General features: G+C 59.1%; 13 protein-coding genes and 1 pseudogene. 4 read left to right on the top strand and 10 right to left on the bottom strand.

Annotation, left to right across the window (positions count from 1 at the left end; genetic code table 11):
* Positions 1-299: 299 nt before the first annotated feature.
* From ACA066_RS09085 to cobA, 3 genes and pseudogenes are all read left to right on the top strand, one after another.
* Positions 300-1,499 (top strand): annotated as a pseudogene (locus tag ACA066_RS09085) (NAD(P)/FAD-dependent oxidoreductase); the annotation flags it as partial.
* 20 nt (positions 1,500-1,519) lie between these two features.
* Positions 1,520-4,237, top strand: a complete 2,718-nt coding sequence (locus tag ACA066_RS09080) for a nitrate reductase (protein WP_497698935.1) — start codon at positions 1,520-1,522, stop codon at positions 4,235-4,237.
* Between the two features lie 10 nt (positions 4,238-4,247).
* Positions 4,248-5,018 (top strand): uroporphyrinogen-III C-methyltransferase, encoded by a 771-nt coding sequence (gene cobA, locus ACA066_RS09075; protein ID WP_497698934.1) that lies wholly within the window; start codon positions 4,248-4,250, stop codon positions 5,016-5,018.
* A 127-nt stretch (positions 5,019-5,145) separates the two neighbouring features.
* Here the strand turns inward: cobA and ACA066_RS09070 are convergent, their stop codons facing one another.
* The 8 genes from ACA066_RS09070 to ppsA form a co-directional block, all read right to left on the bottom strand.
* A complete protein-coding gene (locus tag ACA066_RS09070; RefSeq protein ID WP_497698933.1) occupies positions 5,146-6,180 on the bottom strand; it encodes an OmpA family protein in 1,035 nt (344 codons plus the stop codon).
* 107 nt (positions 6,181-6,287) lie between these two features.
* Complete coding sequence (gene sigX / locus ACA066_RS09065) at positions 6,288-6,878, bottom strand: RNA polymerase sigma factor SigX (RefSeq protein WP_497698932.1); 591 nt, start codon at positions 6,876-6,878, stop codon at positions 6,288-6,290.
* Between the two features lie 86 nt (positions 6,879-6,964).
* A complete protein-coding gene (locus ACA066_RS09060; RefSeq protein WP_008027407.1) occupies positions 6,965-7,789 on the bottom strand; it encodes a mechanosensitive ion channel family protein in 825 nt (274 codons plus the stop codon).
* Between the two features lie 2 nt (positions 7,790-7,791).
* Positions 7,792-8,040 (bottom strand): CrfX protein, encoded by a 249-nt coding sequence (locus ACA066_RS09055; RefSeq protein ID WP_497698931.1) that lies wholly within the window; start codon positions 8,038-8,040, stop codon positions 7,792-7,794.
* Between the two features lie 63 nt (positions 8,041-8,103).
* On the bottom strand, positions 8,104-9,099 hold the full coding sequence (gene cmaX / locus ACA066_RS09050) for a divalent cation transporter CmaX (protein WP_497698930.1): 996 nt from the start codon (positions 9,097-9,099) through the stop codon (positions 8,104-8,106).
* Positions 9,100-9,125: 26 nt separating this feature from the next.
* Positions 9,126-9,617 carry a ribonuclease E activity regulator RraA gene (rraA, locus tag ACA066_RS09045; protein ID WP_084318739.1) on the bottom strand — a complete coding sequence of 164 codons (492 nt, stop codon included), beginning with the start codon at positions 9,615-9,617 and terminating at the stop codon, positions 9,126-9,128.
* Between the two features lie 121 nt (positions 9,618-9,738).
* Positions 9,739-10,728, bottom strand: coding sequence for an alpha/beta fold hydrolase (locus ACA066_RS09040; RefSeq protein ID WP_497698929.1), 990 nt, complete (start codon positions 10,726-10,728; stop codon positions 9,739-9,741).
* A gap of 171 nt (positions 10,729-10,899) precedes the next feature.
* Complete coding sequence (gene ppsA / locus ACA066_RS09035; protein WP_497698928.1) at positions 10,900-13,275, bottom strand: phosphoenolpyruvate synthase; 2,376 nt, start codon at positions 13,273-13,275, stop codon at positions 10,900-10,902.
* Positions 13,276-13,449: 174 nt separating this feature from the next.
* Between ppsA and ppsR the strand changes: the two genes are divergently transcribed.
* Positions 13,450-14,268 (top strand): posphoenolpyruvate synthetase regulatory kinase/phosphorylase PpsR, encoded by an 819-nt coding sequence (gene ppsR, locus ACA066_RS09030; RefSeq protein ID WP_008027418.1) that lies wholly within the window; start codon positions 13,450-13,452, stop codon positions 14,266-14,268.
* A gap of 133 nt (positions 14,269-14,401) precedes the next feature.
* Here ppsR and prpD read toward each other — a convergent pair whose 3' ends face one another.
* Positions 14,402-15,886: a 2-methylcitrate dehydratase gene (gene prpD, locus ACA066_RS09025; RefSeq protein WP_497698927.1), complete on the bottom strand. Its 1,485-nt coding sequence runs from the start codon at positions 15,884-15,886 to the stop codon at positions 14,402-14,404.
* A 201-nt stretch (positions 15,887-16,087) separates the two neighbouring features.
* On the bottom strand, positions 16,088-17,278 hold the full coding sequence (gene prpF / locus ACA066_RS09020) for a 2-methylaconitate cis-trans isomerase PrpF (RefSeq protein ID WP_497698926.1): 1,191 nt from the start codon (positions 17,276-17,278) through the stop codon (positions 16,088-16,090).
* Positions 17,279-17,309: the final 31 nt, after the last annotated feature.

The following is a 17,309-nucleotide window of genomic DNA, read 5'->3' as shown; positions in this document are numbered from 1 at the left end:
AAGGCGGACTGACAGCCACCACAAATCCATCGTCAACCCGCTCTATTAACGGGCAGCACGCTTCGATTCGGTGCAACCGCAACTGTTGAAAAAGTGCTAAGAGTCCATAAAACCGGGGCCCGGACAACTTGGCACAACCACTGCATTACCTCTCTCAACTTACATAAAGCCCAGCCTTCAACGACGAAGGATGCGCTTCCCGACATAACGGGACCAGGACAAAGGCGTCCTCGCTAGGCAACTAGCGGGACGCCTTTTTTTGTTTGCGCGAAATGTGTTCCGAGCCCCCGGAGAACCTGATGAAAAAACTCAAACTGGTGATGATCGGCAATGGCATGGCCGGGGTTCGGACCCTGGAAGAGTTGCTCAAACTGAGCAACGAGCTGTACGACATCACCGTCTTCGGCGCCGAACCGCATACCAACTACAACCGCATTCTGCTGTCGCCCGTACTGGCCGGCGAACAAACTTTCGAAGAGATCGTGCTAAACGATCTGGACTGGTACCTGGACAACAACATCAAGCTGCTGCTCAACCGCAAAGTGGTGGAGATCGACCGGGTGAAACGTCGGGTCATCGCCGACGACGGCACCGAAGCCGAGTACGACCGCCTGTTGATCGCCACCGGTTCGACCCCGTTTATCCTGCCGATCCCCGGCAACACCTTGCACGGCGTGATCGGCTACCGCGACATCGCTGATACTCGGACCATGATCAACACCGCCAAAACCCACGAGCACGCCGTGGTCATCGGCGGCGGCCTGCTGGGTCTGGAAGCGGCCAACGGCCTGATGCTGCGCGGCATGCACGTCACCGTGGTGCACAACGGTGAGTGGTTGCTGGAGCGGCAACTGGACAACGTCAGCGGCCAAATGCTGCAAACCGCGCTGGAGGCTCGTGGCCTGAAGTTTCGCCTTCGCGAACAAACCCGGGCCCTGCACGATGTCGGCAATGGTCGGGTCGGCTCGGTTGAGTTCCACAATGGCGACATCATTCCCGCCGACCTGGTAGTGATGGCCGCCGGCATTCGCCCCGCGACCGAGCTGGCGGAAAAGTCCGGCCTCCCCTGCAACCGCGGGATTCTGGTCAGCGACACGATGCAAACCTACGATCCACGGGTCTACGCCATCGGCGAATGCGCCAGCCACCGTGGCATCGCCTATGGCCTGGTCGCGCCATTGTTCGAACAGGCCCGGGTCTGCGCCAATCATCTCGCCCGGCTGGGGTTCGCCACCTACAAGGGTTCGGTGACCTCGACCAAATTGAAAGTCACCGGCATCGACCTGTTTTCCGTCGGCGACTTCATGGGCGGCGAAGGTACCGAAACCATCACACTTTCCGACCCCATCAGCGGGATTTACAAAAAACTGGTGATTAAAGATGACGTGCTGGTAGGCGCCTGTCTGTACGGCGATACGGCAGATGGCGGTTGGTATTTCCGGCAGATTCGTGAGAACCAGGACATCGGTGAACGCCGCGATCACCTGATGTTTGGTGAAACCCTGAAGGAAACCAGCTGATGAACCGCCAGATCACCGCCTCCACCTGCTGCTATTGCGGGGTCGGCTGCGGCGTGCTGATCGAGCATGACGGCGAGCGCATCCTCGGCGTCAGCGGCGATCCGGCGCACCCGGCCAACTTCGGCAAACTGTGCAGCAAGGGTTCGACCCTGCACCTGACCGGTGACCTCGCGGCCCGAGCGCTGTATCCGGAACTGCGCCTCGGCAAAGGCCTGTCCCGCAGCCGCACCGATTGGGACACGGCCCTCGATCACGCGGCCAGTGTCTTCGCCAAGACCATCGCCGAACACGGCCCGGACAGCGTGGCGTTTTACATCTCAGGGCAACTGCTGACCGAGGATTACTACAGCTTCAACAAACTGGCGCGAGCACTGGTCGGCACCAACAACATCGACAGCAATTCGCGGTTGTGCATGTCATCGGCAGTGGTCGGCTACAAACGCAGCCTCGGTGCCGATGCACCGCCATGCAGCTACGAAGACCTGGAATCGAGCGACTGCGTGATGATCGTCGGCAGCAACATGGCCTACGCCCACCCGGTACTGTTTCGTCGTCTGGAAGAGGCAAAATCGCGCCGGCCACAGATGAAAGTCATCGTCATCGACCCGCGTCGCACCGACACCTGCGACCTGGCTGACCTGCATCTGGCGATTCTTCCGGGCACCGATGTCGCATTGTTCCATGGGATTTTGTACCAGTTGCTGTGGGAAGACTGGATCGACCGCGACTTCATCAAGGCCCACACCGAAGGGCTGGCCGAACTGAAAGACCTGGTTCGCGACTACACGCCGCCGATGGTTTCGCAGCTGTGCGGGATCAGCGTTGAACAACTGCAACAATGTGCCGAGTGGGTGGGCACCTCGCCGAGTTTCCTGTCGTTGTGGTGCATGGGCTTGAACCAGTCCACCGCGGGCAGTGCGAAAAACAGTGCGCTGATCAACCTTCACCTCGCCACCGGACAGATTGGCCGACCGGGTGCAGGACCTTTCTCCCTGACCGGTCAGCCGAATGCCATGGGGGGGCGCGAAACCGGCAGTCTGTCGAACTTGCTGCCGGGCCATCGCGAAGCGGCCAATGCCGAACACCGAGCAGAAGTGGCAGCCTACTGGGGCGTTGACCAGTTGCCTGAACAAACCGGGCTCACCGCTATCGAGCTGTTCGAGCAGGTTCGTAGCGGAACCATCAAAGCCCTGTGGATTGCCTGCACCAACCCCGCGCAATCGATGCCGGACCAGACCGCCGTGCGCGCTGCACTGGAAGCCTGTCCGTTCGTGGTTTTGCAGGAAGCCTTTCGCACCACCGAAACCACCGCGTTCGCCGACCTGCTGTTGCCCGCCGCCAGTTGGGGTGAAAAGGACGGCACGGTCACCAACTCCGAGCGGCGGATTTCCCACGTCCGCCGTGCGATTGTCGCCCCCGGTGAAGCACGCTCAGACTGGGCGATCACGATGGATTTCGCACAGCGCCTGGAAAAACATCTGCGTCCCGAGCACGCCAGTCTGTTTGCGTTCGAAACCCCGGCGCAGATCTTCGATGAGTACAAGCAATTGACTCGCGGCCGCGATCTGGACCTGTCCGGCATCAGCCATGAGCTGATCGACCGTCTCGGTCCGCAGCAATGGCCATTCCCTGCAGGCGGCAGTGAAGGTACGGCCCGTCTGTATGTGGACGGCGTTTTCCCGACAGCCAGCGGACGCGCCCGGTTCATCGCCGATCCGTATCGCGCCGCCAGGGAACAACGCGATGGGCAATTCCCGCTGACTCTGATCACCGGCCGCCTGCGCGATCAATGGCACGGCATGAGCCGCACCGGTACGGCCGCGCAGTTGTTCGGTCATGTCAGCGAAGCCGTGTTGAGCCTGCACCCGGATGAACTGCACCGCCATGGACTGCAACCGGGTGAGCTGGTCAGCCTGAGAAGCCGTCGCGGCGCGGTCATTGTTGCCGTGGGCAGCGACGACAGTGTGCGTTCCGGCCAGGCCTTCCTGCCCATGCACTGGGGCGATCGCTTCCTGAAGGGGGGTGTCAATTCGATCACCCAACCGGCGTTTGATCCGTTGTCGAAACAGCCGGAACTCAAACACACCGGAGTAAGGCTTGACCCGGTAAACCTGCCCTGGAACCTTTTCGCCTTGGTCGAGGGCGATATCCAACAGCATTTTGAGACACTACGACCACTCTGCGAGGCGTTTTCCTACGTTAGCCTTGGCCTCGCCGGCCGTGAACGCCCTGCGCTGCTCATACGCGCTTCCAGCGCCGCAGCGCCAGATCCGCAATTGCTGCGTGACATCGACCAATGCCTGAGGCTCAACGACGGTCCGGTATTGGCCTACGACGACCCTCGGCGCTCCATCGGCAAACGGGTGCGGATCGAGAACGGCCGAATTACCGCGATTCGTCTTGCCGGCGAAACCCTCGCCCAGCACTGGCTGCAGGACCTCTGGCTCGAAGGTCGCGTCGACCAACAGCTGCGGCGCTGGCTGCTTGCACCGCTGAGCGCGCCACCAGGTAACACCAGCGCGCCGGCCGCCGGCACCAGAACCCTGTGCAACTGCAAAAACGTCAGCCAGAACGCGGTCTGTGCCGGTATCCGCCGAGGCCTGGACTTGCAAGGTTTGAAACAGGAACTGGGTTGCGGTACGCAATGCGGCTCCTGCGTTCCGGAAATCAAGCGTTTGTTGGCCGCCAGTGCGCAGCCGATCGCCGTCATCTCGTGAGGAAACCACTATGAACGCAAAAGTCTGGCTGGTGGGTGCAGGTCCTGGCGACCCGGAATTGCTGACCCTCAAGGCTGTTCGAGCGTTGAGCGAAGCCGATGTGGTGTTGATCGACGATCTGGTGAACGAAGCAGTGCTTGAGCATTGCCCACGGGCGCGAATCATTGCCGTGGGCAAACGCGGTGGCTGTCGCTCCACGCCTCAAGCGTTCATTCATCGATTGATGCTGCGTTATGCCCGTCAGGGCAAATGCGTGGTGCGGCTCAAGGGCGGCGATCCGTGCATTTTTGGTCGCGGCGGCGAAGAGGCCCAGTGGTTGCGCGAGCGCGGGGTCGATGTCGAGCTGGTCAATGGCATCACCGCCGGGCTTGCCGGTGCGACGCAATGCGATATCCCGTTGACCCTCAGGGGTGTGGCGCGGGGCGTGACGCTGGTGACGGCCCACACGCAAGATGGCAGCAGCCTGAATTGGCGGGCATTGGCCCAAGGCGGCACGACATTGGTTATCTACATGGGCGTGGCGAAGCTGAGTGAAATTCGCGAGCAGTTGCTGGTTGGAGGGATGGCGGCGGATACGCCGGTGGCGATGATTGAAAACGCGTCCCTGCCACACCAACGGGAATGTCGCAGCGATCTGACCGCGATGGAAGAAGATGCCTGCGCCTTTGAGCTGAAGAGCCCGGCCATTCTGGTGATTGGCGCGGTGGTTGCAAACACCAATCACTGTAGGAGCGAGCTCGCTCGCGATGAAACTGAGATCGCCGCGGCGTATCAGGCTTAACGCGTCATCGTTGACGACCATCGTCGGAACGCCGCCCGGAGACAAGCTCGCTCCTACAGACCAAATCCAAATCGCAGACAAAGAAAAGCCCGGCCTAAGCCGGGCTTTTCTCAGAGCTGCGGGCTAATTACTTAGCTTGAGCTTCAACCTGCGCTTCTACGCGACGGTTTACAGCGCGACCAGCTTCAGTTTTGTTGTCAGCAACTGGGCGGGATTCGCCGTAGCCAACAGACTGAACGCGGGACGATTCAACACCGTACTGGTTGGTCAGAACTTGCTTAACGGCGTTTGCACGACGCTCGGACAGTTTCTGGTTGTAAGCGTCAGGACCGACGGAGTCAGTGTGACCTTCAACAGTAGTGGTGGTGGATGGGTACTGCTTCATGAAGTCAGCCAGGTTCTTGATGTCGCCGTAGCTGTTGGTTTTAACAACAGATTTGTCGAAATCGAACTTAACGTCCAGCTCTACACGAACAACTTCAGCAACTGCTGGGCAGCCATCAGCGTCAACAGTTACGTTGGCTGGGGTGTCCGGGCACTTGTCAACGTTGTCGCAAACGCCGTCGTTGTCGCTGTCGGAGCAGACTTCAGCCGGTGCTGGAACTGGAGCAGCAGCAGGCTTGGAGCCGCCACCGAAGTTCACACCGATACCGACGCTAGGAGCCCACTCGGTGTCGCCCTGGTCGATGTTGTACTGAGCTTCAACGCCGGCACGGGCGTAGAAGTTGTCTGTGAAGTACAGCTTGGCACCGCCGCCAACGTTGGCGAAGGTGGAACCGTTACGACCACCACGGCCGGTCTGGCCGATGCTCTGGTCGGAGAAACCAGCGGATACGTACGGACGCAGCATATCGCCTGGGTTGTTGAAGTGGTACAGAGCATCCAGAGCAGTGTCGGAGCCCTTGATGTTCTTGCCATCTTCGCCACGAACGTTGTGAACTTCGTCGTAGGCCAGACGCAGTTCAACGTCGTCGGTTAGGAAGTAACCAACCGAACCACCGAACAGGTTGCCGTCGTTTTTGAAATCGCGCTGGCTATCGTAGTACTCTTTCTTCATGAAGCCTTCGATTTCAACTGCGCCTTGGCCTTGTGCCAGTGCGCCGAACGAAGTGGCTGCAATAAGAGAACCAATGGCCAAGCCCAAGGTGTTTTTCAGTTTCATCCGTTAAATCCCCATCTGGTGATTGTGAAGCAGTCCCGCAAACCGGGGGACAACTCGGCGGCAAGTCTAACAGAACTTGCCTACACGTAAGAGATATTTGCGCCGAACTAAGTTTCAGCAATGCCTGCAAATTTCTCACGCAATTTGTCTAGAGCACGTTTGTAACGCATTTTTGTTGCACTCAAACCCATGTGCATGATGTCTGCGATCTCCTGAAATTCCAGCTCTGCGACAAATCGTAGCACCAGAATTTCACGGTCAATCGGGTTCACATACACCAGCCAGCGATCAAGTCCGCCCTGCTCCTCGGGTTTCGGCGCCTTCTCTTCAGACGCTTCCTCGAGGGGGTCCAGACTCAATGCATCCATCAAGCGACGCTTTCGCCGTTCTTTCCGATACTGCGTGATGCACTCGTTGTACGTGATGCTATATAGCCATGTCTTGAACTTCGATTTGCCCTCGAAGTTCTTCAGGCCATACAACACCTTCAACATCACTTCCTGACAGACATCGTCTGCATCGCGATCGTTCCCAAGATACCGTGCACAGACGTTAAATAATGTTCGTTGGTAACGCCGCATCAATTCTTCATAGGCGCGCGTTACGTGAAACAGCTCGGTATGCGAGCGCGCGACCAACTCCTCATCAGAGAGCTCGCGGGGGTCGTAGCGCGTGGAGAGCGATTGAGCTTTATTCAAAACAAGTCGGGCCGACAGTCAGGTCAATGTCCGCCGCAGCCCTTCAGGGCATTTTGCGGCGGCATACATTAGCAGGGTTTGCCGGGTTAGCGGCTACTCACATGCTGCTCCAGGAGAATCCGATTGGAGAGAGAGACTAGCTCACCCTCATCGGTCAGCAATGTGGTTTTAACCGTGCCGATCTCTTCGATCTGACCTTCGACCTCACCAACACGCACTTGTTGCCCAACCTGATACAACTCACGCACATAGATTCCCGCAAGAATCTGACCGGCAATTTCCCGGCTTCCCAAACCCATGGCCAGCGCAACCGCCAGACCAACGGTAATCAATACGATCACGATCACATGGTTGAGCAGGTCTGTCTTGACCTCCAACTGGCTGATCGCGACCGAAATACTGATGATGATCACCAGGCCCTGGGCAATTCGCCCCAGCCCGGCGGCATAATCCAGCCCTACGCCCTCTGCCGCACCGCGCACCAGCCCATTGGCCAGTTGCGCCAGTAAAACACCCACCAGCAACACCAGCGCAGCGCCGAAAACTTTCGGCAAATACAGCGCAAGCATGTCCAGCGTAGCTGAAACTCGCTCAAGTCCAAGGGATTCTGCGGCCGAAACCAGAAAAATCAGCAGAACGAACCAATAGACAATTTTGCCAATCAGCGTCGAAATCGGTACTTGAAGGCCGGCCCGGGACAGCAATTTTGTCAGACCGGTGCCGCCCATCAAGCGATCGAGACCGAGCTTGGCGAGCAACTTGGACAGCAAAGTATCCAAAAGTTTCGCAACGACAAAACCCAACAGCAGCACGACCAGTGCGCCGAACAGGTTCGGAATGAAATTCGCAACCTTGGTCCATAACGCAGTCATTGCAGTGACGAGGCTCTGAGTCCAGAGATCAAGTTCCATATTCAATTAGCCTTATCAGCAGTGCGAACGGTAGGTTTACGGTGACGGGAAACCGGCGAAACGTGCGCCGATCCGTTATTCAGGGCGATCATCAGCGCGGGCAACCAGCGGCCCAGCAGGCTGAACAGATCACCGGCGCCGACCTGGCGATTGGCGGTTTTCAGGACACGGCCCAGACACGCATCGTCGTCACGGGTGGACGGCGAGGCGTTCAGCATGTCGCGCAAAGACTGTTCAAACGGATCGTGCATACGCACCTCTCGTGATGTCTGTGAAAGACGCGGTCAGTTTTGCACGGGTCACATGGTTCATCGTCAGACCCAGCGCAAACGTCGGAATAACCACCACTGCCCCAGTGCAACCAGGAACATCATCAGGCAGGCAATCGGAAAGCCATAAGGGCTGGCAGAGAACGGAATACCGCCGACGTTGATGCCCAACAGACCGGCCAGAAAACTCATCGGCAAAAAGATCCCGGTGATGATCCCGAAGCGGTACATCGTGCGGTTCATGCGCACGCTCAAACGCCGGTCTTCAGCCTCCAGGACCAGCCCCACGCGCTCCCGGGTCAACTCCAGCTCCTCGAGATAACGGGTCAGACTGTTGTTCAATTCGTTCCAGTAATCGCCGTCATCTTCGACAAACCAGGGTAGTTTTATCCGCGTCAGCTGTCCGAAAATATCCCGCTGCGGTGCCAGGAAACGTTTCAGCGCAGCCGCCCTTCGACGGATCTGCAAAATGGAGTCATGTTCGGGTGTATACCGTTCGTCGGTATCCAGCTTCTCTTCTTCCTCATCGACCACTTCCGAGAGGCAGCCGACCAGATCCTGCACCTTGTTGGTGAGGTACTGAGCCATATAAAGGATGAGTTCGGAGGCGGTTTTCGGTCCTTTGCCTTCGCCGAGCTGCACCAGCAATTCATCGGTGGCGCGCAACGGACGCAGACGCAGGGAAATCACCCGCTGTGCCGAGGCGAAAATCCGCACCGAGACCATGTCTTCCGGTTCGGCCCCCGGATTCAGGTTGACCCCGCGCAAAAATAGCAGCAGTTCGCTGTCGGAAAGCTGTAAGAGACGCGGACGGGTGTTTTCTTCCAGCAACAGATCACAGCTGAATTCACTTAGACCGCTGGATTTGCGCAGCCAGGTCTGGGTTTGCGGGTGACTGCGATCCCAGTGCAGCCACAGGCTTTCATGCGCCTGCAGCTGCAATTCATCGAGTTCTGTCCGGGCTATCGAACGCGCGCCGCCTTTACCATCCAGCACCAGGGCATGCACCAGCCCCCACTGCGCGTTTTCTTCCTCGAACATCCTCACCCCTTTGTTTGGCTCAACGTTTATTCAGGCATCTTCAGCGGGCTTGGCGAGATGATCACGCCGTTGTTGTCCGCATAGATGTATTCGCCTGGACGGAACGTCACACCGGCAAAAGTCACCACCACGTTGAGATCACCGAGCCCGCGCCGGTCGGATTTCCTCGGGTGGCTGGCGAGGGCCTGAACGCCCAGATCGGTCTGCGCGATGATATCGACGTCGCGGATGCAACCGTAGATCACCAGCCCTTCCCAACCGTTGTTCGCGGCTTTCTCGGCCAGCATGTCACCCAGCAATGCATGACGCAGGGAACCGCCACCGTCGACCACCAGCACCTTGCCATTCCCCTTGAGCTCGACCTGCTCCTTGACCCGCGAGTTGTCTTCGAAGCACTTGATGGTCACGATTTCGCCGCCAAAGGAATCACGGCCGCCGAAATTGCTGAACATCGGTTCCAGCACCTGCACCAGCTCCGGATAGGCGTCGCACAGGTCAGGCGTGATGTAATGGTTCATCGAGAAACTCCTGTAAAGAGGAAGACAATCGAGGATGTCGCAAAGTGACCGGAAAAGCTTAATGCGTCATATCTTAGCCGCAAGCCGATCAGAGCGAAATGCCCTTGATAGAGCATCAGGCTCAGACTGCCGCAGCCAGATCCGGCTTGCCTCCCGGCAACGGCGCCTGCTGATCAACCAACCAGCGCGCCACCAACGGCCAGACTTCGGTCTGCGCCGCTTTGCTGACGAGCATTTCCACGTGACCGAAGTTGTCGCCAAAGCCCTGCTCGCGACCGAGGTTGAGGAACTGCTTATGCTCGGAGCCAACCTGGTCAAACAACTTGCGACAGGCCCACGCAGGATCCTGGTGGTCGCCCGCCGCACTCACCGCCAGTACCGGCAACCGGACTTCGGCCAATCCCGCCCACCAGTCCTTGTCGGCATCGCCAAAGCGCCCAAACAGACCGTACCAGCGCATGCTTTCCAGGGCCAGGCCAATCGGCTCGTCCTCCGGGCCGCGCTTGAGCCGTGAACCGGACAGCTGGGCGAAACGCTTGAGAATGAAACGCCCGCTCCACTCCACTGGCGGGATCTTCAACGGCCAGTAAGTGCGGCTGACTTGCGTGCCGAAGAACGCCGCAGAGGCCACCACCGGTTCGCCGATGTACTCGCCACCCAGCGCCGCCGCCAGGGTAATCCCGCCCAGCGAGTGACCGATCCAGTGCGGGACCTGGCCGCTCTGCTCGCGCACAAACGCGCCGATGGCCGGCAAATCGTAACGAGCGTAGTCGGCGACGCGGTTTTTGCGGTAGTTCTGGTTGCGCTGGGACAGGCCATGGCCGCGCATTTCCGGAATCCATACATCGAATCCCAGGCGTGTCAGGTAAGCCCCGAGCCCCAGGCCTTTTGGAGAAAACCAGAAACGCCGATTGGAAAAACTGCCGTGCAACAGAATCACGGGCACGCCCCCGTGCGCGGGCTCATCCGCCATGCCCAAACGGGTCACGGCCAACTCCACAGTGCCATCAGGACTGTTGCCGGGTTTCAAACGATAAACGTCTTCGCTCAGATCGCCGCGCCGCTCGGCGCTGATCAGGGCGACAGGAAATAGGTTGCTGCTGCTTTGCATAATGCTCTTGCACAAAAAAGGGCGGCATCCAGAGGAGCCCGCCCTGCTTAAGTCTGGTCAATGACCGCGATAACTGAGCGAGCTTGCTCGCGATGGACTTCAGAACACCGCGTTTATCCAGCAAGCACGCGTCATCGTTCACGACCATCGCGAGCAAGCTCGCTCCTACAATCAAGCCGAGGCTTGACCTTCCGCCAGGAAGAACCAGGTTTCCAGTACGGAATCCGGGTTCAACGAAACGCTTTCGATGCCCTGCTCCATCAGCCATTTAGCCAGATCAGGGTGGTCCGAAGGACCCTGACCGCAAATGCCGATGTACTTGCCAGCCTTGTTGCAGGCCTGAATCGCGTTGGCCAGCAGCTTCTTGACTGCAGGATTACGCTCGTCGAACAAATGCGCGATGATCCCGGAGTCACGGTCCAGCCCCAGCGTCAGCTGAGTCAGGTCGTTGGAGCCGATGGAGAAACCGTCGAAGAACTCGAGGAATTCTTCCGCCAGAATCGCGTTGGACGGCAGTTCGCACATCATGATCACGCGCAGGCCGTTTTCGCCGCGGGCCAGACCGTTTTCAGCCAGCAGGTCGACGACCTGGCTCGCTTCGCCCAGGGTACGGACGAACGGCACCATGATTTCGACGTTGGTCAGGCCCATCTCGTTGCGCACACGCTTGAGGGCGCGGCACTCGAGCTCGAAGCAGTCGCGGAACGCTTCGCTGATGTAACGCGAAGCACCACGGAAGCCCAGCATCGGGTTTTCTTCTTCCGGCTCGTAGAGCTTGCCGCCGATCAGGTTCGCGTATTCGTTGGACTTGAAGTCCGACAGACGCACGATGACCTTTTTCGGTGTGAACGCTGCCGCCAGGGTGCTGATGCCTTCCACCAGTTTGTCGACATAGAAGTCGACCGGATCGTTGTAACCGGCGATGCGCTTGTCGACGCTGTCCTTGATTTCCTGCGGCAGACCGTCGTAGTTCAACAGCGCCTTGGGGTGAACACCGATCATGCGGTTGATGATGAACTCAAGACGAGCCAGGCCCACACCGGCGTTCGGCAACTGCGCGAAGTCGAAGGCACGGTCCGGGTTGCCGACGTTCATCATGATCTTGAACGGCAGATCAGGCATGGCGTCCACGGAGTTTTTCTTGATGTCGAAGCCCAGTTCGCCTTCGAAGATGTAACCGGTGTCGCCTTCCGCGCAGGAAACGGTCACGCCCTGGCCGTCTTGCAACAGCTGGGTGGCGTTGCCGCAACCGACCACGGCCGGGATGCCCAGCTCGCGAGCGATGATCGCCGCGTGGCAGGTACGGCCGCCACGGTTGGTGACGATGGCGCTGGCGCGCTTCATGACCGGTTCCCAGTCCGGGTCGGTCATGTCGGAAACAAGAACGTCGCCCGGCTGGACTTTGTCCATCTCGGACACGTCCTTGATGATGCGCACCTTGCCGGCGCCGATGCGCTGGCCGATGGCGCGACCTTCAACCAGCACGGTGCCGGTTTCTTTCAACAGGTAACGTTCCATGACGTTGGCCGAGGTGCGGCTCTTCACGGTTTCAGGACGGGCCTGAACGATGTAGAGCTTGCCGTCGTCACCGTCTTTGGCCCATTCGATGTCCATCGGGCACTTGTAGTGCTTCTCGATGATCATCGCCTGCTTGGCCAGTTCGCTGACTTCGGCGTCGCTGAGGCAGAAACGTGCGCGATCGGCCTTGTCGACGTCGATGGTCTTGACCGACTTGCCGGCCGTGGCGACTTCGCCGTAGATCATCTTGATGGCTTTGCTGCCCAGGTTACGGCGCAGGATGGCCGGACGGCCGGCCTCGAGGGTTTGTTTGTGGACGTAGAATTCGTCCGGGTTCACCGCGCCTTGTACGACGGTTTCACCCAGGCCGTAGGCACCGGTGATGAACACCACGTCACGGAAGCCCGATTCGGTATCGAGGGTGAACATCACGCCGGCGGTGCCGGTTTCGGAGCGGACCATGCGCTGCACGCCAGCCGACAGGGCCACCAGCTTGTGATCGAAGCCCTGGTGCACGCGGTAGGAAATGGCACGGTCGTTGAACAGCGAAGCGAACACCTCTTTGGCGGCGCGAATGACGTTTTCGACACCACGGATGTTCAGGAAAGTTTCCTGCTGACCGGCGAAGGAAGCGTCCGGCAGGTCTTCGGCGGTAGCGGAAGAGCGCACGGCGACGGCCATGTCAGGGTTGCCGGCCGACAGCGTGGCGAACGCGGTGCGGATCTCGGCGTTGAGCTTCTCGGGGAATTCGGCTTCCATGATCCATTGACGGATCTGGGCGCCGGTCTTGGCCAGGGCGTTGACATCATCGACGTCTAGGGCGTCGAGGGCGGCGTGGATCTGATCGTTCAGGCCGCTCAGTTCGAGAAAATCACGATAAGCCTGAGCTGTCGTGGCGAAGCCACCAGGCACCGATACACCGGCACCTGCAAGGTTACTGATCATCTCGCCCAGGGATGCGTTCTTGCCCCCTACGTGCTCTACATCATGGACGCCGAGCTTATCGAGGGAAACTACGTACTCTACCAAGGTGATCTCTCCACTAACTGTGTTGGAAAAGCTCAGAAGCCGGCTGCTCTAAGGAGCGTTTGCCAGCTGTATGGCCTGGACCTGGAAAATAAGTGAGAATGCGGGCCACTGGCGGCCGGCAAATCGCGCCTACTATATCCAAGATTCGTCACTAGCTTAAGGCCCAAGGTGCAAATGAAACGATCTGCTTTCTTTATTTCCGACGGCACCGGCATCACAGCCGAGACCCTCGGCCAAAGCCTCCTGGCGCAGTTCGAAAACATTACCTTCAGCAAATTCACGCGGCCGTACATCGACAACGTGGATAAAGCGCGGGCCATGGTACAACAAATCAACAAAGCCGCCGAAACCGACGGCTTCCGGCCGATTATCTTCGACACCATCGTCAATCAGGACATTCGTGAGATCCTCGCAACGTCCAATGGTTTCATGATCGACATTTTCTCGACTTTCCTGGCACCGCTTGAACAGGAACTGACCGAGCATTCTTCCTACACCGTCGGCAAGTCTCACTCGATCGGCGGCAACTCCAATTACATGGAACGCATCGAGGCGGTGAACTTTGCCCTCGACAACGACGACGGCGCGCGCACGCATTATTACGACAAGGCCGACCTGATCCTGGTGGGGGTGTCGCGTTGTGGCAAGACACCGACGTGCCTGTACATGGCGATGCAATTCGGTATCCGCGCGGCCAATTACCCGCTAACCGAAGACGACATGGAGCGCCTGACCCTGCCAAACGCCCTGCGCGCCCACCAGCACAAGCTGTTCGGCCTGACCATCGACCCGGACCGCCTCACCGCGATCCGCAACGAGCGCAAGCCCAACAGCCGCTATTCGAGCTACGCGCAGTGCGAGTTTGAAGTGCGCGAGGTGGAGAATCTGTTCCGCCGCGAGAACATTGCGCACATCAATTCCACGCATTTTTCGGTGGAAGAAATCTCCGCGAAAATCCTCGTTGAGAAAGGCGTGGAGCGGCGGTTCAAGTAAATTTGCTGCGCCTGATCCATCGTCATCGCGGGCAAGCCTTGCTCCTACAGGTTTCATGTCGATTACAAATACGCGACACGACTCAGAACTGTAGGAGCAAGGCTTGCCCGCGATGAACGATGACGCGGTTTAACTAGATAACAAACAAATCCACAAACCGATTCACCGGCATCGCCTCAAGCCGCGCCTGATCCTTGCACAACGCAAAAATCCCGGCACTGCGCTGCACCGTGAATCGCGTCGCCAGATTCGCCTTGAACTTGTCTTCCAGCAGCGCAATACCCTCCGCGCGGCGACGGCGATGGCCGATCGGGTATTCAACCACCACCTTCCCGGTGCTTGAACCGTCCTTGAAAAACACCTGTATCGCATTGGCAATGGAGCGTTTGTCCGCCTCCAGGTATTCGCGGGTGTATTGCGGGTCTTCGACGATGACCATTTTCTCGCGCAGCACATCGATGACCGGATGCGCCGCATGGAAGTCATCTTCGTACTGCTCGGCCACCAGATTGCCGAAGGCCAGCGGGACGGCGGTCATGTACTGGATGCAGTGGTCGCGGTCGGCCGCATTGGCCAGCGGGCCGACCTTGGAAATGATGCGGATCGCCGATTCGTGGGTGGTGATGACGATTCTGTCGATCTCGTGCAGGCGATTCCTGACTTGCGGATGCAATGTCACAGCCGCTTCGCAGGCCGTTTGCGCGTGGAATTCGGCCGGGAAGCTGATTTTGAACAGCACGTTTTCCATCACATAGCTGCCATATGAGCGGGTGAAACTGAAGGCACGCTTGCCTTCGGGCTTGAGCGCCAGGTCGTTGTTGGTGTGGCTGAACGACACGTCGTAGAAGCCCCACTGCCTGGCGGTCAGTACGCCGGGAATGCCCATCTCGCCACGCATCGCGATGTCCGCCAGACGCACGCCTCGACTGGTCGCATCACCCGCCGCCCAGGATTTGCGTGAACCGGCATTCGGCGCATGCCGATAGGTGCGCAGCGCTTGCCCGTCGGCAAAGGCATGGGACAACGCGGACAGCAACTGCTCGCGATTGGCGCCCATCAGTTTGGCGGTAACGGCGGTCGAGGCGACTTTCACCAGAATGACGTGATCAAGGCCTACGCGGTTGAAGGAGTTTTCCAGCGCAATGACGCCCTGAATCTCGTGGGCCATGATCATCGCTTCAAGTACGGCGCGAACGGTCAGCGGCGCGTCGCCATTGGCCAGGCGCTTTTGCGACAGGTGATCGGCCACCGCGAGAATGCCGCCGAGGTTATCGGACGGATGGCCCCATTCGGCGGCGAGCCAGGTGTCGTTGTAGTCGAGCCAGCGCACGATGCAGCCGATGTCCCACGCGGCTTTGACCGGATCGAGACGGTAGCTGGTGCCGGGTACGCGGGCGCCGAACGGGACGACGGTGCCTTCGACGATCGGGCCCAGGTGTTTGGTGCATTCGGGAAAGCGCAGGGCCAGGAGGCCGCAGCCAAGGGTGTCGATCAGGCAGTTGCGGGCAGTGTCCAGGGCCTCCCCGGACTCGATCTTGAAGTTGAGGACGTAATCGGCAATGTCCTGCAGGACCGTGTCGTAGTCGGGGCGGTTGTTCTGGTCGACGTTGGTGCTCATGTTCGATTCACTCTGGAAGTGGTTCGTTGATGGGACCTCGGTTCAGGTTAAAACTCAGTCAGTCGGTGCTTTCTTATTGTGGAATACGATCACTTGCAGGAGCTGAGCTTGCTCGCGAAAGCGGTGTATCAGTCAACATCAATACTGAATGCAAATCCGTCTTCGCGAGCAAGCTCTGCTCCTACAGGGGCTTGTATTGGATCAGAAAGAATCGCCCGGCACGCAGACGAAGCCTTCCATCAACACCCGCGCACTGCGGCTCATGATGGCTTTGTTGACGGTCCACTCGCCATTCACCTGGCTCGCTTCGGCGCCGACGCGCAAGGTGCCCGATGGATGACCGAAACGCACCGCATTGCGCTCGATTCCGCCCGCCGCGATGTTCACCAGGGTGCCGGAAATGGCAGCGGCAGTACCGATAGCAACCGCCGCGGTGCCCATCATCGCGTGGTGCAGCTTGCCCATGGACAACGCGCGCACCAACAGGTCGACATCACCCGCTGCAATCGCTTTACCGCTCGACGCGACGTAGTCCGCAGGCTTGGCCACAAAGGCAACCTTGGGCGTGTGCTGGCGCTTCGCGGCTTCATCCAGATTGGAAATCAGCCCCATGCGCAACGCACCGTAAGCACGAATGGTCTCGAACATCGCCAGTGCTTTCGGATCACCGTTGATAGCGCCCTGCAGCTCGGTGCCGGTGTAACCGATATCTTCGGCATTGACGAAGATGGTCGGAATACCGGCATTGATCATGGTCGCCTTGAAAGTTCCGACGCCAGGCACTTCGAGGTCGTCTACCAGATTCCCGGTAGGGAACATCGAACCACCACCGCCCTCCTCTTCCGCCGCCGGGTCCATGAATTCAACCTGCACTTCGGCCGCCGGAAAGGTCACGCCGTCGAGTTCAAAATCACCGGTTTCCTGCACTTCGCCGTTGGTGATCGGCACGTGGGCGATGATGGTCTTGCCGATGTTGGTCTGCCACACGCGCACCACCGCCACACCGTTGTGCGGAATGCGGCTGGCGTCCACCAGACCGTTGCTGATGGCGAACGAACCGACCGCCGCCGACAGGTTGCCGCAGTTGCCGCTCCAGTCCACGAATGGCTTGTCGATGGAGACCTGACCGAACAGGTAATCAACGTCGTGATCGGCCTTGAGGCTTTTCGACAGGATTACGGTTTTGCTGGTGCTGGAGGTCGCGCCGCCCATGCCGTCGATTTGCTTGTCGTACGGGTCGGGGCTGCCGATCACCCGCAGCAACAAGGCGTCGCGCGCCGGGCCGGGAATCTGTGCCGCTTCGGGCAGGTCTTTCAGGCTGAAAAATACGCCTTTGCTGGTGCCGCCGCGCATGTAGGTGGCGGGGATTTTGATCTGGGGTGCGTGAGCCATGGGTGCTCCTTAAGGGCAGACACGGGATTGA

It is taken from the genome of Pseudomonas sp. LBUM1651, assembly GCF_059716135.1.
This window is presented reverse-complemented; position numbering and strand designations above follow the sequence as displayed.

Bases quoted from the DNA above. Each gene is read 5' to 3' on its own strand.
- ACA066_RS09080 (WP_497698935.1), top strand. From the start codon at position 1,520: ATGAACCGCCAGATCACCGCCTCCACCTGCTGCTATTGCGGGGTCGGC.
- cobA (WP_497698934.1), top strand. From the start codon at position 4,248: ATGAACGCAAAAGTCTGGCTGGTGGGTGCAGGTCCTGGCGACCCGGAA.
- ACA066_RS09070 (WP_497698933.1), bottom strand. From the start codon at position 6,180: ATGAAACTGAAAAACACCTTGGGCTTGGCCATTGGTTCTCTTATTGCA.
- ACA066_RS09060 (WP_008027407.1), bottom strand. From the start codon at position 7,789: ATGGAACTTGATCTCTGGACTCAGAGCCTCGTCACTGCAATGACTGCG.
- ACA066_RS09055 (WP_497698931.1), bottom strand. From the start codon at position 8,040: ATGCACGATCCGTTTGAACAGTCTTTGCGCGACATGCTGAACGCCTCG.
- cmaX (WP_497698930.1), bottom strand. From the start codon at position 9,099: ATGTTCGAGGAAGAAAACGCGCAGTGGGGGCTGGTGCATGCCCTGGTG.
- rraA (WP_084318739.1), bottom strand. From the start codon at position 9,617: ATGAACCATTACATCACGCCTGACCTGTGCGACGCCTATCCGGAGCTG.
- ACA066_RS09040 (WP_497698929.1), bottom strand. From the start codon at position 10,728: ATGCAAAGCAGCAGCAACCTATTTCCTGTCGCCCTGATCAGCGCCGAG.
- ppsR (WP_008027418.1), top strand. From the start codon at position 13,450: ATGAAACGATCTGCTTTCTTTATTTCCGACGGCACCGGCATCACAGCC.
- prpD (WP_497698927.1), bottom strand. From the start codon at position 15,886: ATGAGCACCAACGTCGACCAGAACAACCGCCCCGACTACGACACGGTC.
- prpF (WP_497698926.1), bottom strand. From the start codon at position 17,278: ATGGCTCACGCACCCCAGATCAAAATCCCCGCCACCTACATGCGCGGC.